Origin of the sequence: Streptomyces montanus, assembly GCF_005786655.1 — a bacterium.
In the GTDB taxonomy this organism is placed as follows: Bacteria; Actinomycetota; Actinomycetes; order Streptomycetales; family Streptomycetaceae; genus Streptomyces; species Streptomyces sporangiiformans.
This window is the reverse complement of sequence record NZ_VBZC01000069.1, coordinates 25,520-47,842: the sequence shown is the minus strand read 5'-3', so window position 1 is coordinate 47,842 and position 22,323 is coordinate 25,520. Positions and strand designations below refer to the sequence as shown.

Genomic DNA, 22,323 nt, shown 5'->3' with positions numbered 1-22,323 from the left:
ATAAAGCTGTCGTGATCTCAGCGCCTCGGGGGCGTGATCTATTCCCCCGGGCGCTCTCCCGGCCGTTCCCCCGCCTGTTCCACGGTCTCCGTGTCCGGACGGATGTCGATCCGCCAGCCGGTCAGACGGGCGGCGAGCCGGGCGTTCTGCCCTTCCTTGCCGATCGCCAGGGACAGCTGGTAGTCCGGCACCGTCACCCGAGCGGAGCGGGCGGCGAGGTCGACGACCTCGACCTTGGAGACCCGGGCCGGGGAGAGCGCGTTGGCGACCATCTCGGCCGGGTCGTCGGACCAGTCGACGATGTCGATCTTCTCACCATTGAGCTCGCCCATGACATTGCGCACACGGCCGCCCATGGGGCCGATGCAGGCGCCCTTGGCGTTCAGGCCCGAACGGGTGGACCGGACGGCGATCTTCGTGCGGTGCCCCGCCTCACGGGCGATGGCGGCGATCTCGACGGACCCGTCGGCGATCTCCGGCACCTCGAGGGCGAAGAGCTTCTTCACCAGATTGGGGTGCGTCCGGGAGAGCGTCACGGAGGGCCCACGGACACCTTTCGCCACCCGAACGACGTACGACCTCAGCCGCATCCCGTGCTGGTACGTCTCACCGGGGACCTGCTCCTGCACCGGCAGGATCGCCTCCAGCTTGCCGATGTCCACGAGCACGTTCTTCGGGTCACGGCCCTGCTGGACGACACCGGTGACGATGTCGCCCTCGCGGCCCGCGTACTCGCCGAGCGTCGCGTCGTCCTCGGCGTCGCGCAGACGCTGCAGGATGACCTGCTTGGCGGTGGTGGCGGCGATGCGGCCGAAACCGGACGGGGTGTCGTCGAACTCCCGGGGTTCCTGACCCTCTTCGAGGTCCTCCGGGTCCTCCTTCGCCCACACGGTCACATGGCCGGTCTCCCGGTTGAGCTCCACGCGCGCGTGGCGGCGGCTTCCCTCAGTGCGGTGGTAGGCGATCAGGAGGGCCGACTCGATCGCCTCGACCAGCAGGTCGAAGGAGATCTCCTTCTCCCGCACCAAGCCCCGCAGGGCACTCATGTCGATGTCCACGGCTACGCCTCCTCCGCATTCTCTGCGTGCTGGTTCTTTCGGCCGAACTCGACCTGGACGCGCGCCTTGGCGATCTTCTCGAACGCGAGCCTCCTGGCGGTGGGCCTGCGCCCCTTCACACCGGGCACCTCGAGGTCCACGCCCTCGTCATCCACCTGCAGGATCCGGGCGATCAGTTCGCCCCCCTCGGTCAGCTGGAACCTCACCAGCCGGTCGGTGGCGCGTACGTAATGACGGTGTTCCTTGAGCTCGCGCTCCGCACCAGGGGTGCCCACTTCGAGGGTGTACTCGCCCGCGCCCATCGCGTCCGTCTCGTCGAGCTTCGCCGAGAGCGCGCGGCTCACATCGGCGATCCGGTCGAGGTCCGCTCCTTCGTCGGAGTCGACGACGACGCGTAGCACACGCTTGCGTCCGACCGAGTCCACTTCGATCTCCTCGAGATCGAGTCCCTGAGAGCTGACGAGCGGTTCCAGTAGTTCTCGCAGCCTCTCGCTCTGGGTGGTGCTCATCCGGGTGACTCCTCGGCCGCGTGTGCTGTTGTGGGAAGGTCGCGTGTCAGGTCAAAGGGTATCGGGTCCGGGAGGGTGTTGCCGTCCACGGGCATGTCACCGCGGGTACCTTGATCCAGGGCAGAGAGGTCCTGAGAGACTCCGGGTCGCTGTCCTTCCTTCCTTTCGTACGAGCTTGCCGAGGACGTCTGCCTTGCCGTTCACCCTGCCGCCGCGCCCCCTGTCCGGGCCGCGCCGAAGGAGTCTGCTCGCCGGAGCCGCCGCCGCGGGCGCCGTACTTCTCGCCGGTTGCTCCGATCCCGACTCCGGCCCCGAGAGCACCGAGGAGAGCCCTTCCGCCGCCGACCGGGCACGCGCGCGTGCGGCCCGCGACAGCGAGGGGCTCGCGGAGCGGTACGCGGCCGTGCTCGCCGTACATCCGACGCTGGCCGAGCGGTTGTCGCCGCTGCGGGCGGAGGTCGTACGGCATGCGAAGGCGTTCGGGGGCGGGAAACGGACGTCTGCCGCCGGAGCTTCGGCCTCGGCGTCCGCCGCGGCCGCTCCGCCGGCTTCGGCCGACCCGTCCGCCGCTCCGTCCGCGAGCGCGTCGGCCGGTGTGCCGCCCCAGGAGGAGGACGCCCTCGCGGAACTCGCCTCGGCGGAACGGAAGCTGGCGGACCGGCGTACGAAGGCTCTCGCGGAGGTACCGGGAGAGCTGGCGCGGCTGCTGGCCTCGGTGGCGGCGGCCGGTGCGGTGCACGCGTACTTGTTGACGGAGGGCGGGAAGTGAGCGGTTCCGGAAGTTCCGGGAGTTCCGGGAAGGCGAACGCGGACGCGAGGGCGGGGGCCAAGGCGAAGGCTTCTGCGGAGCTGAAGGCCGTGCAGGCCGCGCTCGGGGCCGAGCATGCCGCCGTGTACGGGTACGGGGTCGTCGGCGGGAAGGTGAGCGAGAAACTGCGGGCCGAGGCGCAGTCGGCGTACGACGCGCATCGGGCCCGGCGCGACGAACTCGCGCGGGCCGTACGGGATGTGGGCCAGGAGCCCGAGCCGGCGGCGGCCGCGTACGCGCTGCCGTTCCCGGTGCCGGACTCGGACGCGGCGGTCCGGCTCGCCGCCGAGCTGGAGGAGCGGGTGGCCGGGGTGTACTCGGATCTGGTCCGGGCCGCCGAGGGTGAGCGGCGGCGCGATGCCGCTCGGGCGCTGCGGGAGGCAGCGGTGCGGGCGGCGCGCTGGCGTGGCGGGAGCGTAGCCTTCCCTGGTCTCGCCGAGCGGGGCGCCGCCTCCGCGGTGTCGGCGACACCACAGGCGTAACTTCGTCACGCGGACTGGAAGGGAACGACTCGCGTATGGCTTTCGAACCGCCGCGGCGTCTCGTCAAGGCACTCGGCGAGACGGCACCGGGCGGTGACGACTGGCTGGAGAAGCTGCCCGAAGCGGCTCAGCAGGCCGTTGCGGTACGCGAGTTGACGGTGGAGCGGGTACAGGTGCCCGGCGGGCGCGGCAGCTTCGTGCTGCTGGTGCGGCTGCCGGACGGGACGCCCGCCGTACTCAAGCTCGCGCCGCCGCGGGCCCGGCCGGAGAGTGAGCGAGCAGCGCTCGCGCACTGGGACGGCCTGGGCGCGGTACGACTCCTGGAGCCGTACGGCTCCGCCGTCCCCTCCAGCGCCCACGGCACCCACGGCACCCACGGCACCGAGGGCGTGTTGCTTCTGGAGCGGCTGCATCCGGATGTGTCGGTGCGGTCGTTGCCCGAGGCGAAGTCGATGCTGGAGGCGGCGGGTGTGCTGCGGCGGCTGTGGGTCGAGCCGCCCGCGGGGCACGCTTTCGAGACCGTGGCGGAGCGGACCGGCCGGCAGGCCGACGCGATGCGGGCGAGTGCCGACGCGGAGGCCGTGCCGTTGGTCGACGCGGCGCTGGCGGCACGGGAGGCCCTGCTGGCGGCTCCGCCGGAGGAGCGGCTGTTGCACGGCACGTTTCGGCAGAGCAAGGTGCTCGCCGGTGAGCGCAGTCCGTGGCTGGCCGTGGGGCCGGATCCCGTGGTGGGTGAGTGTGCCTTCGACTTGGCCCGTCTGGTCCGCGACCGTGTCGAGGACCTGATCGCCTCTCCGTCCGGCGCCTCGATGACGCGCCGGCGCGTGAAGCGGCTCGCGGAGTCTCTGGACGTGGAGCAGGAGCGGGTGCGGGGGTGGACGCTTTTCCGGGCCGTCGAGTCGGGGGTGCGGGCGCGGCGTGTGGGGCGGGTCCAGGACGCGGAGTTGTTGCTGGAGCTTGCCGGGTGGCTGTGAGAGGGTTCCGCCCCCGCCGCCCCTACCCTCCCCCAAGCTCTCGGCTTCGCTCGAGCAGGGGGGACCCCCATCATCCCGTACCTGGGGGCTCCGCCCCCAGACCCCCGTATCGGCCTTGCGGCCTCGTCCTCAAACGCCGGACGGGCTGAAAATCAGCCCCTCCGGCGTTTGAGGAGCGGGGTCTGGGGCGGAGCCCCAGGGGACGGGAATGGGTAGGGGCGGCGGGGGCGAAAAAACCCTGGGCCAGTTACGCCGTCAGGCGGGCGATCGCCTCGTCGATCGTCAGTTCCTCGCGCTCGCCCGTGCGGCGGTCCTTCAGTTCCAGGACGCCCTCGGCGGAGCGGCGGCCGGCGACCAGGATCTGGGGGACGCCGATGAGTTCAGCGTCGGTGAACTTCACACCGGGCGAGACGCCGGCCCGGTCGTCCACCAGGACGCGAACGCCCGCCGCACCCAGCTTCTCGGAGACGTCCAGCGCCAGCTCGGTCTGCAGAGCCTTGCCCGCGGCGACCACGTGGACGTCCGCCGGCGCGACCTCCTTCGGCCAGCACAGGCCCTGCTCGTCCGCCGACTGCTCCGCGAGGGCGGCCACCGCGCGGGAGACGCCGACGCCGTACGAGCCCATGGTCACGCGGACCGGCTTGCCCTGCTGGCCGAGCACGTCGAGCTGGAAGGTGTCCGCGTACTTGCGGCCCAGCTGGAAGATGTGGCCGATCTCGATGGCGCGGTCCAGCTTGAGGCCGGTGCCGCAGGAGGGGCAGGGGTCGCCCTCCTGGACGACGACCACGTCGAGGTAGTCGTCGACCTGGAAGTCCCGGCCGCAGACCACGTTGCGCGCATGGGTGTCGGCCTTGTTCGCTCCCGTGATCCAGGCCGTGCCCGGTGCCACGCGCGGGTCGGCGATGTAGCGGACCTTCTCCAGGCCCTGCGGGCCCACGTAACCGCGTACGAGGTCCTCGCGGCCCTCGAAGTCCTCGGCCGTGACGAGTTCGACGACGGCCGGGGCGAGGTGCTCGCCGAGCTTGCCGAGGTCGACCTCGCGGTCACCGGGGACACCCACGGCGACGATCTCGCCGTCGACCTTGACCAGGAGGTTCTTGAGGGTGGCGGAGGCCGGTACGCCGAGGTGCTCGGCGAGGCTCTCGATGGTCGGCGTGTCCGGGGTGTCCAGGTCCTCGACCGGTCCGTGCTCGGCGCCCTCGACCGGCTTCAGCGCGAACGTCACCGCTTCCGTGTTCGCCGCGTAGTCACAGGCCGGACAGTCCACGAAGGTGTCCTCACCGGCGGCCGCCGGCGCGAGGAACTCCTCCGACGCCGAGCCGCCCATGGCGCCGGAGACGGCGGAGACGATGCGGTAGTCCAGACCCAGGCGCGTAAAGATCTTCTGGTAGGCCTCGCGGTGCAGCCGGTAGGACTCCGCCAGTCCCTCGTCCGTGGTGTCGAAGGAGTACGAGTCCTTCATCTGGAACTCGCGGCCGCGCAGCACGCCGGAGCGGGGGCGGGCCTCGTCCCGGTACTTCGTCTGGATCTGGTAGAGCATGACCGGGAGGTCCTTGTACGAGGCCACCTGGTCCTTCACGACGAGGGTGAAGATCTCCTCGTGCGTCGGGCCGAGCAGATACTCGCCGCCCTTGCGGTCCTTGAGGCGGAAGAGGAGATCGCCGTACTCCTCCCAGCGGGCCGACGCCTCGTAGGGCTCCTTGGGCAGCAGGGCGGGAAGCAGCACTTCCTGCGCGCCGATCGCGTCCATCTCCTCGCGGACCACGCGCGCGATGTTGTCGAGGACCTTCTTGCCGAGCGGCAGCCACGTCCAGATGCCCGCGGAGTTGCGGCGCACGTAGCCGGCGCGGACGAGCAGCTTGTGGCTGAGGGTCTCGGCGTCCGCCGGGTCGTCGCGCAGTGTCTTGACCATCAACCGGGACATGCGCTGGACCTGGGCCATGATTGTTAACTCCTGCTGCGTAAGGGTGATGGCTAGGAGGTTAGCCGGGCGTGCCATTCCTGCGGAAATCCGTTAGCGGCGGCGGAGGGGCAAGGGGGCTCCCATGACGGCGTACGGTTTGGGCGCGCTGGGGAACATGACCTGCCTGGCCAGGTCCTCGTAACCGAGTGAGCGGTACAGGCCGCGGGCCGGACTGTCCGTGTCGATGGCCGAGAGGATCGAGCGGGGCTCGTCGGCGCCGTCCGTGATCGTGGTGATCAGGGCGCGGCCGATGCCGTGGTTCTGGTAGTGCGGGTGGACGTGCAGCTCGGTGATCACGAAGGAGTCGTCGAGCCAGGCCTCGTGGCCCTGGCTGCGCAGATAGGGCTCGACGACGGTGGACCACCAGTGCGAGCGGTCGTTGGGCATGCCGTAGACGAAGCCGACGAGCCGGCCGCTCGGTGTCGTGGCGCCGAGTGCGCGGGCGCCCGGGGAGGTGAGATGCCGCAGCACGATCTGCCGCCGTACGGCGATCTCGTCCGCTCCGAGTCCGAAGGCCACGGCCTGCACGGCGAGTGCCTCGTCGACCCGCGCGGCCAGGTCCAGCGGGCCGATGACGACATCGTCGGGCGTACCAGGGCCCTGACCGGGGAAGCGCAGCATGCGGGGAGACTACAGGCCCTGTTAGGGCGTCAGAACAGAACGCTCATGAAGGCCCCGACCTCCTGGAAGCCGACCCTGTGATAGGTCGCCCGGGCGGCCGTGTTGAAGTCGTTGACGTACAGGCTGGCGATCGGTGCGACGTCCGCGAGGGCGTACCGCAGAACGGCCGCCATGCCGGGGACCGCGAGGCCCTGGCCCCGGTATTCGGGCGCGACCCAGACGCCCTGGATCTGGCAGGCCTGCGGGGTCGCGGCGCCGATCTCCGCCTTGAAGACGACCTGGCCGTCCGGGCCGAGGCGGGCGAAAGAGCGCCCGGAGCCGACGAGTTCGGCGACCCGGGCCTGGTAGAGCAGCCCACCGTCACCGGCGAGCGGCGAGACGCCGACCTCCTCGGTGAACATCGCCACGCAGGCGGGCATGATCGTCTCCAGCTCGTCCTTGCGGATGCGGCGGACGTAGGGATCCGGGGCGATGTCGGCGGGCAGCCCGTCGGTGACCATCAGCGGCTGGTGGGCCCGGATCTCGCGGGCGGGGCCCCAGTTCGGTTCGAGCAGCCGCCACAGCTGGGCGGTGGCCTCGGCGGGGCCGACTATGGAGGAGCAGCGACGGCCGGCTCTTCTCGCCCGGTCCGCGAAGGCGCGTACCGCGCGGGGGGTGGCGCAGATCGGGACGAGGTTGGCGCCCGCATAGCAGAGGGACGTCAGCATGCCCTCTTCGTACCAGCCCCACATCTCGCCGCCGAGCCGCCACGGATCGAGGCCCGCGACGTGGATCCGGGACGTCACGAATGCGTTGGCGACCGGCTCACGGTCGAGGACGGCGAGCGCGGCGTCCAGGTCACTCGGTTCGAGGACCCTGGTGGTCGTCTGGGTCAACACGTACGGGGGCCTCACCCTGGGGTCTGCTGATCTCCGCACTGTACCTGTCGAAAATAGGCGACGCCCGCCCCTTGGGTTGGGCCTCCTACTGGGGACTCCGCCCAAGACCCCCGCTGAGCTGAAAATCAGCCCAGGGGGAGGGTAGGGGCGGCGGGGGCGAAGAAACCCCCGCGCCGACCCGCGGCATCGCGTCAGCCCGCGACCGAGATAGAGGGCTCGCCCGAAGCGATACCGTCCGCTTCCATCTGCTCGGCGATCTTCATCGCCTCCTCGATCAGGGTCTCCACGATCTTCGACTCGGGCACGGTCTTGATGACCTCGCCCTTGACGAAGATCTGCCCCTTGCCGTTGCCGGAGGCGACGCCGAGGTCGGCCTCGCGGGCCTCGCCCGGGCCGTTGACGACGCAGCCCATGACCGCGACGCGCAGCGGTACCTCCATGCCCGTCAGACCGGCCGTGACCTCCTCGGCCAGCTTGTAGACGTCCACCTGGGCGCGGCCGCAGGACGGGCACGACACGATCTCCAGACCGCGCTGGCGGAGGTTCAGCGACTCCAGGATCTGGTTGCCGACCTTGACCTCCTCCACCGGAGGCGCCGAGAGGGAGACGCGGATCGTGTCGCCGATGCCCTCGCTCAGCAGCGCGCCGAAGGCGACCGCCGACTTGATCGTGCCCTGGAAGGCGGGGCCGGCTTCGGTCACCCCCAGGTGCAGCGGGTAGTCGCAGGCGGCGGCCAGCTGGCGGTAGGCGTTGACCATCACCACCGGATCGTTGTGCTTCACCGAGATCTTGATGTCCCGGAAGTCGTGCTCCTCGAAGAGGGACGCCTCCCACAGGGCCGACTCGACGAGCGCCTCGGGGGTCGCCTTGCCGTACTTCTGGAGCAGCCGACTGTCCAGCGAGCCCGCGTTGACGCCGATGCGGATCGGGGTGCCGTGGTCCTTGGCGGCCTTGGCGATCTCCTTGACCTTGTCGTCGAACTGCTTGATGTTGCCGGGGTTGACGCGGACGGCCGCGCACCCCGCCTCGATCGCAGCGAAGACGTACTTCGGCTGGAAATGGATGTCGGCGATGACCGGAATCTGCGACTTCTTCGCGATCACCGGCAGCGCGTCCGCGTCGTCCTGGGTCGGGCAGGCCACCCGTACGATCTGGCAGCCCGACGCCGTCAGTTCGGCGATCTGCTGGAGAGTGGCGCCGATGTCCGACGTACGGGTCGTCGTCATGGACTGCACCGAGACGGGTGCGTCTCCGCCCACGGCCACGGTTCCGACCTGGATCTGCCGGCTCTGCCGGCGCTCGGCGAGCTTGGTCGGAACGGACGGCATGCCGAGAGAAATCGCAGTCATCTGCTGTGCAACCCCAAGTTGTGGATCAAGGTCTGGTCCCGGAACAACGGGCTCCAGGCTCCGAGATTACGGCACGGACACGGACCGGGGCACGCGGCGTCCCCGGTGACAACGCCGGATGGCGGGGCACCGGGCATGGCGCCCAGGTGCCCCGCCATCCGGATGGACGGGCCCCGAAGTCGGTCAGCTGATGCGGACGGGGTTGACCACATCGGCCACCAGGACTAGCAGGGTGAAGCAGATGAAGATCCCGGCCACCACATACGCGACGGGCATCAGCTTCGCCACGTCGAACGGACCCGGATCCGGCCGCCGCAGTACCTTCGCCGTGTTCCGCCGCAGCGACTCCCACAGGGCGCCCGCGATGTGCCCGCCGTCGAGCGGGAGCAGCGGGAGCATGTTGAACAGGAAGAGGGAGAGGTTGAAGCCCGCGACGAGGAACAGCATCATCGCGATCTGGTTCTCCGGCGGGATGTCGAGCGTGAAGACCTCGCCGCCGACGCGGGCCGCGCCGACCACGCCCATCGGGGAGTCCGGCTCCCGCGGGCCGTCGCCGAACGCCGCGTCCCACAGGGCGGGGATCTTGGACGGCAGTGAGATCAGCGACTCGACGCCGTTCTCCATCATGTCGCCCATGCGGTCCACGGACTGCGAGAACGACTGCTGGACGATGCCGGAGGCAGGGGTGAAGCCGAGGAAGCCGGCGTACACGTACTTGCCCTCGACATAGCCGCCGTCGCCGTCGGTCTTGCTGACCTGGTTGCGGATCAGGTGGGCCTGCAGGTCGAGCCGCTCGCCCTTGCGGTCGACGGTGAGGGTGATGTCCTTGCCGGGGTTGGCGCGGATGTCGGACTGGAGCGCGGACCAGTCCTCGATGGGCTTGCCGTTGAACGCGACGATCTTGTCGCCCAGCTTGAGGCCGGCGGCCTTGGCGGGGGCCGCCTGGTCGCCCTTCTCGCACTTGGTGCGGTTCTCGCTCTGCTGGATGACGCAGTCGGAGACCTTGCCGACCGTGGTGGTCTGGGTCTGGACGCCGAAGGTCATCATCACGCCGAGGAAGATCGCGACGGCCAGGATCAGGTTCATGAAGGGGCCGGCGAACATCACGATCACGCGCTTCCAGGGCTTGCGCGTGTAGAAGAGACGGTTCTCGTCACCGGGCTGCAGCTCTTCGAAGGACTGTGCGCGGGCGTCCTCGATCATGCCGCGCCACGGGGAGGTGGAGCGGGCCTCGAGCCTGCCGTCCGGGCCCGGCGGGAACATGCCGATCATGCGGATGTAGCCGCCGAGCGGGATCGCCTTCACCCCGTACTCGGTGTCGCCCTTCTTCCTCGACCAGATGGTCGGGCCGAAGCCGACCATGTACTGCGGCACACGGATGCCGAAGAGCTTGGCCGTGGAGAGATGTCCCAGCTCGTGCCAGGCGATCGAGAAGAGCAGGCCGATCGCGAAGACGATTATGCCGAGGATCATCATCAGGGTCGTCATGCACGAGCCTCCGCCGTGGTCGTCTGCGCAGTGGTCGTCTGCGCTGTGTGGTGCGTCTTCTGCGTCTTCGTCAGTTCCCGGGCCCTGGCGCGTGCCCAGGTCTCCGCTTCGAGGACGTCCGCGACGGTGAGTGAGGTTCCCGCACGGGGCGTGCCGTGCTCCTCCACCACCCTTGTCACGGTCTCCGTGATCCCGTTGAAGGGCAGGGCGCCGTTCAGGAACGCGTCCACGCACTCCTCGTTCGCGGCATTGAACACGGCCGGGGCCGTTGCGGCGAGTTTCCCGACATGCCGGGCGAGCCCCACCGACGGGAACGCGTCGTTGTCGAGCGGGAGGAAGTCCCAGCTCGACGCCTTCGACCAGTCGAAGGCGGGCGCGGCGTCGGGCACGCGCTCGGGCCAGCCGAGCCCGATGGCGATCGGCCCGCGCATGTCGGGGGGTGTCGCCTGGGCGAGCGTCGATCCGTCCGTGAACTCCACCATCGAGTGGACATACGACTGCGGGTGCACGACCACCTCAATCCGCTCGAAGGGAATGTCGTAGAGGAGGTGTGCCTCGATGACTTCGAGCCCCTTGTTGACGAGGGTCGCGGAGTTGATGGTGATGACCGGGCCCATGGCCCAGGTGGGGTGCGCGAGGGCGTCCTCGGGGGTGACGTTCGCGAGTTCGGCCTTCGTGCGTCCTCTGAAGGGGCCGCCGGAAGCGGTGACGACGAGCTTGCGTACGTCCGCCCGGGTGCCCGCGGCGAGCGCCTGGAACAGGGCGGCGTGCTCGGAGTCGACCGGGATGATCTGTCCCGGCTTGGCCAGCGCCTTCACCAGCGGGCCGCCGACGATGAGCGACTCCTTGTTGGCGAGCGCGAGGGTGCGCCCCGCCTCGAGCGCTGCCAGGGTGGGCGCGAGCCCGATCGACCCGGTGATCCCGTTGAGCACGGTGTGGCACTCGGAAGCGGCGAGCTGTGTGGCCGCGTCCGGCCCGGCGAGGATCTCGGGAAGCGGCTCCCCGGCTCCGTACTGCGCGCTCAGGGCCTCCCGCAGCGCCGGTACGACGTCCTCCCGGGCCACCGCGACGGTACGGACCCGGAGCCGGTACGCCTGTTCCGCCAGCAGCCCCGTCCTCCCGCCCGCCGCGGAGAGCCCTGTGACCCGGAACCTGTCGGGGTTGCGGAGCACGAGATCGATGGCCTGGGTGCCGATCGACCCGGTCGATCCGAGGATCACCACCTCCCGGGGGCCGTCTCCGGCCACGGGGTCGAAGACGAGATGCGGATCAGCGAGGGGGGCTGGACTGTCGGTCATCCCTCCATTGTCGCCGCAACCGGCCGACGACAGGACAGGGCATCCCCTCCCGGGTGCCTTTGTCAGCATGTGTCACCCGACAAGGCCATATCACCGGAGCACGGCCGACGTGGGGCGCCGCCGGCACGGGTCACCGCTTGCGTCGGCGGCGGTTTTTCGCCTTCGACCTGGTGGGGCGCCCGGACGGGGCCGGCTTGGTGTCGGTGACCGTTTCCGTCGCGGGTGACGGAGCCGCGTCGGACGGGGTGAACTTGCCCTCGACCACGCCGTCCGCCGTGTCGAGGGTGGGAGCGCTGAAGCGGAGGTCGTCGCTGCGGTCACGGGGTTCGAGGGTTTCCTGGCCGTCCCGGGCCCTGCCGGAGGCGTCGAGGTTGAAGACGTAGCCGACGGACTCCTCCTTGATGGCTTCGGTCATCGCGGCGTACATCTCGTAGCCCTCGCGCTCGTACTCGATGATCGGTTCGCGGCCGAGGGTCCAGCGCAGGCCGATGCCGTCGCGGAGATAGTCCATCTCGTAGAGGTGCTCGCGCCACTTGCGGTCGAGGACCGAGAGGACGACGAAGCGTTCCAGGCTCCTCAGCACGTCGGAGCCGAGTTCGGCCTCGCGCTCCTCGTAGCGGGCGTGGGCGTCCTCCTGGATCGCCTCGATCAGTTCGCCGGCGGTGAGGTTCGCGCGCCCCTCCGCCTCGTCCTCCAGTTCCTCGATGGTGACCTTCACCGGGAAGAGCTGTTTGAAGGCGCTCCACAGCCGCTCCAGGTTCCAGTCCTCTGGGAAGCCCTCGGCGGTCTCCTGGGTGATGTACGCGCTGATGGTGTCGTCCATGAAGTGGACGATCTGTTCGCGCAGGTTCTCGCCCGCCAGGACCCGGCGGCGCTCCGCGTAGATCAGCGTGCGCTGCCGGTTGAGCACCTCGTCGAACTTCAGGACGTCCTTGCGGGACTCGAAGTGCTGCTGCTCCAGCTGGGACTGGGCCGACGCGATGGCGCGCGTGACCATCTTGTTCTCGATGGGCACGTCGTCGGGGACGTTCGCCATCGACATCACGCGGTCGACCACCTGGGCCCGGAACAGGCGCATCAGGTCATCTTCCAGGGAGAGGTAGAAGCGCGACGCGCCCGGGTCGCCCTGACGGCCCGCGCGGCCGCGCAGCTGGTTGTCGATACGTCGTGACTCGTGGCGCTCGGTGCCCAGGACATAGAGCCCGCCGAGCTCCTTGACCTCTTCGTGCTCGGCCGCGACGGCGGCGGCGATCTCCTCGCGCACCGCGCCGACCTGGTCCGGGTGCTCCTCCTCGTTGAGGCCGCGCGCCTTCAGTTCGGCACGCAGCAAAGCCTCCGGATTGCCGCCGAGCATGATGTCGGTACCGCGACCCGCCATGTTCGTGGCCACGGTGACCGCTCCCTTGCGGCCCGCCTGCGCCACGATCTGGGCCTCGTTCTGGTGGTTCTTGGCGTTGAGTACGTGGCGCGCGATGTCCTGGCGTTTGAGGACGCCCCGTTTCCACAGCAACTCCGACAGCCGCTCGGACTTCTCGACGGATGTGGTGCCCACGAGGATCGGCTGGCCCTTCTCGTGCCGCTCGGCGATGTCGTCCACGATCGCCTCGAACTTCGCCTCCTCGGTGCGGTAGATCTGGTCGGCGTCGTCGTCGCGGACCATCGGCCGGTTCGTGGGGATCGGCATCACGTGCAGCTTGTAGATCTGGTGGAACTCGGCCGCCTCGGTCATCGCCGTACCGGTCATCCCGGCGAGCTTGTCGTACAGCCGGAAGAAGTTCTGCAGGGTGATCGTCGCGAGCGTCTGGTTCTCGTCCTTGACGGTCACCCGTTCCTTCGCCTCGATCGCCTGGTGCAGTCCTTCGTTGTAGCGGCGACCGGCGAGGATGCGGCCGGTGTGCTCGTCGACGATGAGGACCTCGCCGTCGACGACGACGTAGTCCTTGTCCCTCTTGAAGTGCTCCTTGGCTTTGAGCGCGTTGTTCAAGTGACTGATGAGGGGCGTGTGGTCGGACTCGTAGAGGCTCTCGATGCCCAGCTGGTCCTGGAGGTACTCGACGCCGCTGTCGAGGATCGACACGGTGCGCTTCTTCGGGTCGTACTCGTAGTCGTGCGTGACCCGCAGGTCGGCGAGGCGGGCCTTGTCGGCCTGAGTGGTGAAGTTCTCCTCCTGGACGGCGACGCCCTTCATCCGCGTGACCATGCCGGCGAACGCCTCGTACCAGTGCGTCGGCTGGTCGGCCGGCCCGGAGATGATCAGCGGTGTGCGGGCCTCGTCGATGAGGATCGAGTCGGCCTCGTCGACGATCGCGTAGTGGTGGCCGCGCTGCACGAGCTCCTCCTGCGACCCGGCCATGTTGTCGCGCAGGTAGTCGAAGCCGAACTCGGTGTTGGTGCCGTAGGTGATGTCGCACAGGTACTGCTCGCGCCGCTCGGCCGGCGTCGACTCCGCCTTGATGACTCCCACGGTCAGGCCCAGGAAGCGGTACGCCCGGCCCATCCACTCGGCGTCGCGCTGGGCGAGGTAGTCGTTCACCGTGACGAGGTGGACTCCCTTGCCGGTCAGGGCGTTGAGATAGATGGGCAGCGTCGCGACCAGCGTCTTGCCCTCGCCGGTCTGCATCTCGGCGATGCTGCCGGAGTGGAGCGCCGCGCCGCCCATGATCTGTACGTCGAAGTGGCGCATCCCGATCGTGCGCCGCGCCGCCTCGCGCATCGCGGCGAAGGCCTCCGGCAGGAGATCGTCCAGGCTCTCGCCGTCGGCGTGACGCTGTTTGAACTCGGGGGTGAGCGCCCGCAGCTCGTCGTCGGTCAGCCCCTGGAATTCCTCCTCCAGGGAGTTGACCTGTTCGGAGATGCGCTGCAGCTTGCGCAGCATTCTTCCCTCGCCGGCGCGCATGATCCGGCCGGTGATGCGCTCCAAAGTGGCCACTGGAATTCCCCCTCGGCCTGGTAGGGCTAAACCGCGTCCACGAGCATCCGTATCCAGCGATTGGCGCGCTGAATAATGTGGACTTGCTGCTGGTTCGCTTTGATTACTTCCCGCAGTACGGGGTCCTTGACCACATCGAGGGCACTACGGAAAAGCTGCTGGATGACGGGCCGGTCGCCCGGCCGCCCCGCGTCGAGGAGGGCGTCGACGTCCCGGAGGTCGAATCTCCTGATCCGAACGGGTTCGAAGGAGGCCACGGGCGGCCTCGGCTCCTCGTCGGTCAGGGCGAGCGCGCAGTCGTTCAGCAGGACGGCGAGCGCGTCCCGATGCGCCTCGAAGGTCTTCGGCGCACTCTGGCGCAGCTTGTCCGCCAGCGGCAGAACCTCATTGCGCACCGTCCGTAACGCCCGTACCAGATCTGTTTCGTTCAGCTGCCGCCAGGCTTCCTGGCGTGCCCGTGTCAGCTGGACAGAAATTCCCTGACTGTATTCTTCCCCCATACCGTGGCGCATCTGTCGTCCCCGTTCGCCATTTTGCTCATTGTTGTCGCACGACTTCCGTGCGGCAAGCAGCAGAATGACCACGGGGACAACAGTGGCTTCCTGGGGAAAAGCTCAGCGAATGAGATCAGCGAATGGGTCGGTGAACGTTTTCCCGCTGGGACGGTCCGGGCATCGCGTCCGCGATCCAGGGGCCCTCGCCGGACGGGTCGATGACGCCCTCCTCCAGCCAGGTGTAGGTGCCGGACAGGACGCCCTTGACCACCTTGTGGTCGAGTTCGTCGGTGTTGGTCCACAGCCGGTCGAAGAGTTCCTCGACGCGGATGCGGGACTGACGGCAGAAGGCGTCGGCGAGCTGGTAGGCCTCGCGGCCATGATCCTCGGTGGTGCGCAGGAGCTCGGCGCGTACGCAGGCCGCGCTCATCGCGAACAGTTCCGCGCCGATGTCGACGATCCGGCCGAGGAAGCCCTGCTTGGTCTCCATACGGCCCTGCCAGCGCGACATGGCGTAGAAGGTGGACCGGGCGAGCTTGCGGGCCGAGCGCTCCACATAGCGGAGGTGGCCGGACAGGTCGACGTGTCCCGCCGGGTGGAATTCCCCGTACGAGCGTGGGAGCTGGCCTGGGCCCGCGACCAGCTTGGGGAGCCAGCGGGCGTAGAAGGCACCGGCGTTCGCGCCCGCCTTGGCCTTGTCGGACAGGGACTTCTCGGGGTCGATGAGGTCACCGGCCACGGACAGGTGGGCGTCGACCGCCTCGCGCGCGATCAGCAGGTGCATGATCTCGGTCGAGCCCTCGAAGATGCGGTTGATGCGCAGATCGCGCAGGATCTGCTCGGCCGGGACCGCCCGTTCGCCGCGGGCGGCGAGCGACGCGGCGGTCTCGAAGCCGCGGCCGCCACGGATCTGGACCAGCTCGTCGGCCATCAGCCAGCCCATCTCGGAGCCGTACAGCTTGGCGAGGGCCGCCTCGATACGGATGTCGTTGCGGTCCTCGTCGGCCATCTGCGAGGAGAGGTCGACCACGGCCTCCAGGGCGAAGGTCGTCGCCGCGATGAAGGAGATCTTGCCGCCCACGGCCTCGTGGAAGGCCACCGGCTTGCCCCACTGCTCACGTGCGGCGGACCATTCGCGGGCGATCTTCAGACACCATTTGCCGGCACCCACGCACATGGCGGGCAGCGAGAGCCGGCCGGTGTTCAGCGTCGTCAGCGCGATCTTGAGGCCGGCGCCCTCGGGGCCGATGCGGTTCGCGGCGGGGACGCGGACCTGGTGGAAGCGCGTGACGCCGTTCTCCAGGCCGCGCAGACCCATGAAGGCGTTGCGGTTCTCGACCGTGACGCCCTCCGAGGAGGCCTCCACCACGAAGGCGGTGATGCCGCCCTTGTGGCCCTCGGACTTCGGCACCCGCGCCATCACGACCAGCAGGTCCGCGACGACGCCGTTGGTCGTCCAGAGCTTCACCCCGTCGAGGACGTACGAGTCCCCGTCCGGGACGGCCGTGGTGGCGAGCCGTGCCGGGTCGGAGCCCACGTCCGGCTCGGTCAGCAGGAAGGCCGAGATGTCGGTGCGGGCGCAGCGCGGCAGGAAGACTTCCTTCTGCTCCTGCGTGCCGAAGAGTTTCAGCGGCTGCGGTACGCCGATCGACTGATGCGCGGACAGCAGCGCGCCGATCGCCGGGCTCGCTGAGCCGACCAGGGCGAGCGCCTTGTTGTAGTACACCTGGGTGAGGCCGAGGCCGCCGTACTTGGTGTCGATCTTCATGCCGAAGGCGCCGAGCTCCTTGAGCCCGTCGATCGTCTCGTCGGGGATCTGTGCGTCCCGCTCGATCCGGGCCGAGTCGATCTTCGTCTCGCAGAAGTCGCGCAGCTTGGCGAGGAACTCCTCGCCACGCTGCGCTTCCTCGTCGGCCGGCATCGGGTGCGGATGGATCAGGTCGAGCCGGAAGCGGCCGAGGAACAGCTCCTTGGCGAAGCTGGGCTTGCGCCAGTCCTGTTCACGCGCGGCCTCCGCCACCTGGCGGGCCTCGCGTTCGGTGACTGCGGGCTTTTGGAGTGGTGCGGACATGAGGGGCTTCACCTCGCCGCGAGTCGGGATCTTCGGAACAGTTGGTTACTGGCCGGTGCTACTCGATCGTATGTACCCGATTTCGGGCAACCTCACCAGTCTTCGCGCACCGTTCATCCGCGCGAGCCACCCTGGCGATCCCCTCCGCGTCAGCCGATGTCCACCGAGTACGCCTTGGTGTCCAGACGGCCCGAGCCACGGAAGACCTCGGTGCCGGCCTCGATGCCGGAGACGTATTTGTCGTTGCTCAGCAGCTTGCGCCGTACGAGTGCCTGGGTGAAGTCGTCGAGGTTGAGGGTGGCCTTGGTCGTGTTGGCGACCCGGACGAAGGAGTGCACCTTCCAGCCGATGTCGCCCTCGTAGATGTCCCACAGGGCGCCGCCGAGGCTGACGCGGCCGACCTTCGAACCGAGAGGGCCGGCGCCGCCTTGGCGGTTGAGCCAGACCATGATCTCGTCGGTGGGCTTGTCCTGCCAGTCGGCGGTGTTCTTGCTGTGCAGCCACAGGTCGTACGCGACGTTCATGGTGCCCGGGTTCGAGCTGACCGAGAACTGCCAGCTGGTCTTGATCGGCTTGCGGTCGCCCACCCGGACGGGGAGCTCGGTGGACGCCTTGTCGGTCTTCCAGCCCCAGTGCCAGCCGAGCACGGAGCTCGCGTAGGACTTCACGGCGTTCTCCTTGCCGGCCTTGCTGGTCCAGCGGTAGTCCGTGCCCCACGCGATGGTGTCGCCCGACCGGGAGTTGTCCCAGACGCACTGGGTGCCGGTGCCGTCGTCCTGGCCCCAGAGGTTGTTGTTCACGTAGTACTTGCCCATCGTGATCGTGTCGAAGGCCGCGCACTTCTTGGCCGATTCGCCGGCCATCGCGATGGTGACGGAGGCGCCCGCCGCCAGGGCGGTGACGGCGGCGGTGGCGATCTTCGCCCTGCGGGAGAGGCGGGGGCGGCGGTGTTGCATGGGGTTTCCTTCCGGGGGCGGTACGTACGCGTCCTGGTCGCCGCCGGTGGCCCGGAAGGTTGCCGAGCGGTCGAGTGCCCTCTCCTCTCCCGGTCGTCACGCCTGTTCCGGTCGTCGCGCCTGTTCCGGTCGTCCCGGTCGTCAGGGTCGCATGAAATTGCCGGGGTAATTCAGCCGGATGGCCTGCGCGCCCTCCATTACGGGGATAGAGTCACCCCATGCCCCACAGCGATTCCATATCTCGCGTAGCCCTCAAGAAAATTACCCCCGACGTATCGGGAGCGATGGGCGCCCTGCACAGTGCCGCCGTTTCCGCGGCGCAGGACGCCAAACTCGAACCGGAGCTTCTGGAACTGCTCAGGATTCGGGCGTCGCAGATCAACGGCTGCGCCTTCTGCATCGATATGCACACGAAGGACGCCCGCGCCCAGGACGAGACCGAGCAGCGCATCTACGCGCTGAACGCCTGGCGGGAGACCCCGTTCTTCACCGACCGGGAGCGCGCGGCACTGGCGTTGACCGAGGCGGTGACCCTGGTGCACGACGGGCGGGTCCCGGACGAGGTGTACGCCGAGGCGGCCGAGGTCTTCGACGAGGCGCAGATCGCGGCGCTGATCTGGGCGGCCACGGTCATCAACGCGTACAACCGGATCGCCATCGCGACGCGCATGGTTCCGGGCGGCTATGTGCCCAAACAGAAGAACGGCTGAGCACCAGAAGAGCTGAATACGGAAATGGGTCGACGGCGCCGGGCGAATGAATTCGTCCCGGCGCCTCCGCGTTCCGGCAGCCTTCGAACGCGTTCCAGCAGCCTTCGAATTCAGAAATTCTCCGGCTGCGGATTTCAGGGTTTCAGTCGTTCGGCAGCGGCTCCATGATGTCGTCCAGCCATTTCTGCCATTCCGGTGCCCGCTCGGCCGGCCCCGCCTCCTTGGGCCGGCCCTCCCAGGCGGCCACCGGGCGGATCCCGTGCAGGGCGTTCACCAGCCACACCTCGCGGCCCTCCAGCTCGTCCAGGGTCCGCTCGCGCCGGTCGAGCGGGGTGCCGGTGCGCGTGGCCCGTTCCTGGATGAGCCCGAGGGTGACCCCCGGGAGGAGGGGCAGTCGCGGTGGGGGCGAGCAGAGGGTGTCGTCCTCCCACCACAGCAGACTCGAACTGGCTCCCTCCAGGACGAGGCCCGAGGGTGCGATCAGTACGGCCTCCTCGGCGCCCTGCCCCGCGGCCCGCTGCCGGACCCGGGCCAGGGCGTCCAAATCGGGGCCCTTGCGGCGGGGCACGGTCCGGGGGTCGGGCTGGCCCGCCGCCCAGACCCGCACGTCGGGTGCGAGTTCCGGCGCGTGCCGCAGCAGAAGCCTCAACTGGAGGGATCCTCGGGCGAGTTCTACGCGGGGGAACCAGGTTCCCGTGCGCGGCAGGGCCGCGGTCATGTCCCGCCAGAACTCGGTGACTTGTGCGGGCGGCGGGGCGCCGCACTCGGCGCAGGCGCGCTCGAAACGCTCGCGGTGCCGGTCGAAGCCCCGCACCTGTCCGTCGCGCAGCAGCCAAGAGTCCGCGGCCAGCAGTCGGGTGTCGGCCGCCAGACCACGGCTGAGACCACTGCCGGGGTTCCAGGCCAACAGGCCCTCCGCGATTGCCGGTTGTGTCACAGAGACTCCTCTCGGTGTTGCCCTAGTACTTGCGGCCGGCGCTCGCCGGTGAGCCGCCTCGGGGCCCATAGGGCGCGTGCTCCAGCCAGGCCCCGCACCACGGCACGACGGGCGCCAGTGCCGCCGCCGCGCGCTGCTTGACCCGTACGATCCGCCGCCGGGGCCGCAGATGGTCCAGCGCGGTACCGGCGGCCGCGCTGTTGAACAGGGCCGCCGCGCGCCGGACTTCGGCGAAGTGGGCGACCGCTTCGGCCGTTCCGGTGGCCACGGCTTCGGCGGCCGCCGCCGCGTCCGAGATCCCGCTGTTCATGCCGCGCGCGCCGAACGGCGGGAAGAGGTGCGCCGCCTCGCCGACGAGGAGCACCCGGTGGTGCGGGTCGGTGAAGGTGGCGGCGACCTTGCGCAGGAAGCGGTAGGTCGACACCCACAGGATCCGCTCGGCGTACCCCTCCCCCACCACGTCCGGCAGCCATTCGCGTACGGCCTCCTCCGTCCCGTACGCCTCCTGGGTGTCGTCGTCGCGGCACTGGAGGTCGAGCTGGAAGCCCCCGGTGAACGGCACGCGCATCACGCTGCGCCCGCCGACACCGGGGTGCTCATAGTGGAAGACCCGCTCCAGCGGCAGTTCCGCCCCCGGGATGTCGGCGACGTCCACCACGACATGGAAGCCGTCCCCGTGACTGCCCTGCAGCGCAATGCCCAGTTCGCGCCGCACGGCCGAGCGGGCGCCGTCGGCGGCGACGGCGTGGGTGCCGGTCCAGGTGCGGCCGTCCTCGCCGGTCAGGGTGACCCCGGTCGGGTCGGCGCGTACGCCCTCCACCCGGGCACCCCACACGAACTCCACCCCGGCATCCTCGCAGGCGGCGAGCAGGAAGCGCTCGGTGTCCACCTGGCGCAGGCTGGTGAACGGCGGTGGCCCCGAGGGGGGCGGGAAGGTGCGGGAGTACACCTCGCGGCCCCGGTACAGAGTGCGCTTGGTCTGCCAGGTCCGTCCGTAGGACGTGATCTCGCCGGCCAGGCCGGGGCGCATCCCGTCGAGCAGGTGCAGGGTCTCCCGGTGCACGAACAGGGCGCGGCTGCCCGGCCGCCTGCGCCCCTCGGGGTCCGCCTCCAGCAGGACGACGGGCAGTCCCCGAGCGCGCAGGGCGAGGGCGGCCGACAGGCCCACGGGTCCGGCGCCCACCACGACGACGGAGTTCATGCGCGGGTGCTCTCGGCCAGCATGCGGGTGATCTCCACCCGCTTCACCTTCCAGGTGGCCGTCATCGGCAGCTCCTCGAACCGCCACTGCCGCGGTTCGGCCATCGTGGGCAGATCGGCCGTGGCCTCCCTCCAGCGCGCCATGTCCAGGGGCTGTTCTCCGCGGACGCACACCACCGGCACCGGCTCGCGGTCCGCGCCCGGCACGATGACGACCTCGCGAAGCTCCTCCAGACGGGACATCAGGGTGTCCTCGACCTCCAGGTTGCTGTGCATCGAGTCGATCTGGTCGACCTCACGGTCGATCAGGTAGAGGGCGCCGAGGCGGCTTTGGTAGCCCATGTCGCCCATCTGCCACCACTCGCCGTCGAGTTGGCGCAGGTACTGCTCGCGGGCGCCGAGGTAGGTGAGGATGCGGCCCCTGGTGCGGGCCTCGATCGGGCCGGCCGTTCCGGGCTTGGCCCGCCCGCCGGAGCCGTCGGCGACGCGTATGCGGGTGAAGCCCGGTATCCCGATCCCGACCCGGCGGCCGTCCGCGCGGGCGGCACTGCGTCGCGTGAACCACTGGAAGGCGACGGGGCCGGTCTCGCTCTGTCCGTAGAGCTGGATCAGCCACGGCGAGCGGCGTTTCGACGCGCCCAGCAGCCGGCGCACGGTGCGGGGATGGAGCGCGTCGAAGGTGGAGCCGTAGGAGCGGACCCGGGACAGGGGCGCTCCGGGTGCGTCAGCCAGTTCCTCCCAGAGCACGAAGGTGTTGGGGTGGGTCTCGACGATGCCGGGGCGGTGCCGGGCCAGCAGCGGTCCCACCGACGCGGGTTCCGGATCGGTGATCAGCACCAGCGGGCTGCCGAAGTGCAGCAGCACGCCGAGCAGATGGTAGAAGCGCGAGTGCACGAACGACATGTGCAGCGCCGCGGTCTCGCCGCGCGTGGGCCAGCCCATCGCCTTCTGCGGTACGAGCCGGTTCCACATGCTGTTCGGGCAGTGCACGGCGAGTTTGGGGGTGCCGGTGGTGCCCGAGCTGTGCGTGATCAGGGAGGGTTCCCGCTGGTGGAGCCGTACGGGCGCGGGGGGCCGACTGCCGGCGTACTTCTCCAGGGGGACGGCGCCGGGCGCGTCGTCCACCGAGAGCGTCCGCCGTACGAGCAGGGGGAGTTCGACGTCCTCGAGCGGTCCTTCCAGCTTGGCTCTGTCGGTGATCAGCCAGGGCTTGTGGAGTCGTTCGAGGAGCTGTCCGACGACCGGGCCGGCCAGCGCGGGCGAGAGCAGGGCGGGTACGGCGCCGATCCGGGAGACGGCACAGGTCAGCAGCACGATGTCGACGTTGTCCGTCTTGTGGATGACCACCTCCTCCGAGGGCCTGACCCCGGCCTCCCACAGGCGGCCGGAGAGCTCGTCGACGAGGTCGGCCAGCATCGTGTAGGTGAGGTCGACCCCGAGGTCGGGGGTGACGTCCAGCGGTCGGTCCAGCGTGACGAAGACCGCTCCGTGGCGGGTGGCCGCCTGCCGGAACATCGGGCCCAGATAGAAGCCGCGGTCGGAGAGCAGGGGCTGCTGCTGTCGCATCGGCCCGATCCTTTCTGCTGTGGAGCCGGACC

The 22,323-nt window shown here is 69.6% G+C and carries 19 protein-coding genes; 4 read left to right on the top strand and 15 right to left on the bottom strand.

Annotated elements, in window-relative coordinates:
- Positions 1-38: 38 nt before the first annotated feature.
- Together nusA and rimP are read right to left on the bottom strand one after the other, a co-directional pair.
- On the bottom strand, positions 39-1,058 hold the full coding sequence (gene nusA / locus FE633_RS39755; RefSeq protein ID WP_119104653.1) for a transcription termination factor NusA: 1,020 nt from the start codon (positions 1,056-1,058) through the stop codon (positions 39-41).
- A 2-nt stretch (positions 1,059-1,060) separates the two neighbouring features.
- A complete protein-coding gene (gene rimP, locus FE633_RS39750; protein WP_138050037.1) occupies positions 1,061-1,567 on the bottom strand; it encodes a ribosome maturation factor RimP in 507 nt (168 codons plus the stop codon).
- 193 nt (positions 1,568-1,760) lie between these two features.
- Here rimP and FE633_RS39745 point away from each other — a divergent pair, with 193 nt between their 5' ends.
- The 3 genes from FE633_RS39745 to FE633_RS39735 all read left to right on the top strand — a co-directional run bounded on the left by FE633_RS39745 (position 1,761) and on the right by FE633_RS39735 (position 3,831).
- Positions 1,761-2,336, top strand: a complete 576-nt coding sequence (locus FE633_RS39745) for a hypothetical protein (RefSeq protein ID WP_138050036.1) — start codon at positions 1,761-1,763, stop codon at positions 2,334-2,336.
- 80 nt (positions 2,337-2,416) lie between these two features.
- Positions 2,417-2,857, top strand: coding sequence for a DUF4439 domain-containing protein (locus FE633_RS39740; protein WP_138050041.1), 441 nt, complete (start codon positions 2,417-2,419; stop codon positions 2,855-2,857).
- A gap of 35 nt (positions 2,858-2,892) precedes the next feature.
- A complete protein-coding gene (locus tag FE633_RS39735; protein WP_138050035.1) occupies positions 2,893-3,831 on the top strand; it encodes an aminoglycoside phosphotransferase family protein in 939 nt (312 codons plus the stop codon).
- A 247-nt stretch (positions 3,832-4,078) separates the two neighbouring features.
- On the opposite strand, the gene FE633_RS39725 is transcribed toward FE633_RS39735, so the two are convergent.
- The 10 genes from FE633_RS39725 to FE633_RS39680 all read right to left on the bottom strand — a co-directional run bounded on the left by FE633_RS39725 (position 4,079) and on the right by FE633_RS39680 (position 17,878).
- Positions 4,079-5,773, bottom strand: coding sequence for a proline--tRNA ligase (locus tag FE633_RS39725; RefSeq protein ID WP_138050033.1), 1,695 nt, complete (start codon positions 5,771-5,773; stop codon positions 4,079-4,081).
- A gap of 72 nt (positions 5,774-5,845) precedes the next feature.
- Positions 5,846-6,415 carry a GNAT family N-acetyltransferase gene (locus FE633_RS39720; protein ID WP_138050032.1) on the bottom strand — a complete coding sequence of 190 codons (570 nt, stop codon included), beginning with the start codon at positions 6,413-6,415 and terminating at the stop codon, positions 5,846-5,848.
- A 29-nt stretch (positions 6,416-6,444) separates the two neighbouring features.
- The gene (locus FE633_RS39715) at positions 6,445-7,293 is read right to left on the bottom strand and encodes a GNAT family N-acetyltransferase (RefSeq protein ID WP_138050031.1); all 849 of its coding nucleotides are present in this window, start codon (positions 7,291-7,293) and stop codon (positions 6,445-6,447) included.
- Positions 7,294-7,484: 191 nt separating this feature from the next.
- On the bottom strand, positions 7,485-8,642 hold the full coding sequence (gene ispG, locus FE633_RS39710) for a flavodoxin-dependent (E)-4-hydroxy-3-methylbut-2-enyl-diphosphate synthase (protein WP_138050030.1): 1,158 nt from the start codon (positions 8,640-8,642) through the stop codon (positions 7,485-7,487).
- 183 nt (positions 8,643-8,825) lie between these two features.
- The gene (locus FE633_RS39705; RefSeq protein WP_138050029.1) at positions 8,826-10,130 is read right to left on the bottom strand and encodes a M50 family metallopeptidase; all 1,305 of its coding nucleotides are present in this window, start codon (positions 10,128-10,130) and stop codon (positions 8,826-8,828) included.
- Entirely contained in the window at positions 10,127-11,428 is a 1,302-nt protein-coding gene (gene dxr, locus FE633_RS39700; protein ID WP_138050028.1) for a 1-deoxy-D-xylulose-5-phosphate reductoisomerase, read from the bottom strand. The genes FE633_RS39705 and dxr overlap by 4 nt, the downstream gene beginning before the upstream one ends.
- Before the next feature lie 130 nt (positions 11,429-11,558).
- The gene (secA, locus tag FE633_RS39695) at positions 11,559-14,324 is read right to left on the bottom strand and encodes a preprotein translocase subunit SecA (protein ID WP_138050040.1); all 2,766 of its coding nucleotides are present in this window, start codon (positions 14,322-14,324) and stop codon (positions 11,559-11,561) included.
- Between the two features lie 59 nt (positions 14,325-14,383).
- Entirely contained in the window at positions 14,384-14,941 is a 558-nt protein-coding gene (locus FE633_RS39690) for a hypothetical protein (RefSeq protein WP_138050027.1), read from the bottom strand.
- A gap of 43 nt (positions 14,942-14,984) precedes the next feature.
- Complete coding sequence (locus FE633_RS39685; RefSeq protein WP_138050026.1) at positions 14,985-16,922, bottom strand: acyl-CoA dehydrogenase family protein; 1,938 nt, start codon at positions 16,920-16,922, stop codon at positions 14,985-14,987.
- Between the two features lie 149 nt (positions 16,923-17,071).
- Entirely contained in the window at positions 17,072-17,878 is an 807-nt protein-coding gene (locus tag FE633_RS39680) for a GH12 family glycosyl hydrolase domain-containing protein (RefSeq protein ID WP_138050025.1), read from the bottom strand.
- Positions 17,879-18,096: 218 nt separating this feature from the next.
- On the opposite strand from FE633_RS39680, the gene FE633_RS39675 reads away from it, so the two are divergent.
- Entirely contained in the window at positions 18,097-18,588 is a 492-nt protein-coding gene (locus FE633_RS39675; protein WP_138050024.1) for a carboxymuconolactone decarboxylase family protein, read from the top strand.
- A gap of 142 nt (positions 18,589-18,730) precedes the next feature.
- Here FE633_RS39675 and FE633_RS39670 read toward each other — a convergent pair whose 3' ends face one another.
- From FE633_RS39670 to FE633_RS39660, 3 genes are read right to left on the bottom strand one after another with little or no spacing between them, the layout of a single operon-like run.
- Entirely contained in the window at positions 18,731-19,525 is a 795-nt protein-coding gene (locus tag FE633_RS39670; protein WP_138050023.1) for an aminotransferase class IV, read from the bottom strand.
- Between the two features lie 22 nt (positions 19,526-19,547).
- Positions 19,548-20,726, bottom strand: a complete 1,179-nt coding sequence (locus tag FE633_RS39665; RefSeq protein ID WP_138050022.1) for an FAD-dependent oxidoreductase — start codon at positions 20,724-20,726, stop codon at positions 19,548-19,550.
- Entirely contained in the window at positions 20,723-22,291 is a 1,569-nt protein-coding gene (locus tag FE633_RS39660; RefSeq protein ID WP_138050021.1) for a class I adenylate-forming enzyme family protein, read from the bottom strand. The genes FE633_RS39665 and FE633_RS39660 overlap by 4 nt, the downstream gene beginning before the upstream one ends.
- Positions 22,292-22,323 lie beyond the last annotated feature (32 nt).

Coding starts and splice junctions, on each gene's coding strand:
- rimP (WP_138050037.1), bottom strand. CDS start 1,567: ATGAGCACCACCCAGAGCGAGAGGCTGCGAGAACTACTGGAACCGCTC.
- FE633_RS39735 (WP_138050035.1), top strand. CDS start 2,893: ATGGCTTTCGAACCGCCGCGGCGTCTCGTCAAGGCACTCGGCGAGACG.
- FE633_RS39725 (WP_138050033.1), bottom strand. CDS start 5,773: ATGGCCCAGGTCCAGCGCATGTCCCGGTTGATGGTCAAGACACTGCGC.
- FE633_RS39720 (WP_138050032.1), bottom strand. CDS start 6,415: ATGCTGCGCTTCCCCGGTCAGGGCCCTGGTACGCCCGACGATGTCGTC.
- ispG (WP_138050030.1), bottom strand. CDS start 8,642: ATGACTGCGATTTCTCTCGGCATGCCGTCCGTTCCGACCAAGCTCGCC.
- FE633_RS39705 (WP_138050029.1), bottom strand. CDS start 10,130: ATGACGACCCTGATGATGATCCTCGGCATAATCGTCTTCGCGATCGGC.
- dxr (WP_138050028.1), bottom strand. CDS start 11,428: ATGACCGACAGTCCAGCCCCCCTCGCTGATCCGCATCTCGTCTTCGAC.
- secA (WP_138050040.1), bottom strand. CDS start 14,324: ATGCGCGCCGGCGAGGGAAGAATGCTGCGCAAGCTGCAGCGCATCTCC.
- FE633_RS39685 (WP_138050026.1), bottom strand. CDS start 16,922: ATGTCCGCACCACTCCAAAAGCCCGCAGTCACCGAACGCGAGGCCCGC.
- FE633_RS39680 (WP_138050025.1), bottom strand. CDS start 17,878: ATGCAACACCGCCGCCCCCGCCTCTCCCGCAGGGCGAAGATCGCCACC.
- FE633_RS39675 (WP_138050024.1), top strand. CDS start 18,097: ATGCCCCACAGCGATTCCATATCTCGCGTAGCCCTCAAGAAAATTACC.
- FE633_RS39665 (WP_138050022.1), bottom strand. CDS start 20,726: ATGAACTCCGTCGTCGTGGTGGGCGCCGGACCCGTGGGCCTGTCGGCC.
- FE633_RS39660 (WP_138050021.1), bottom strand. CDS start 22,291: ATGCGACAGCAGCAGCCCCTGCTCTCCGACCGCGGCTTCTATCTGGGC.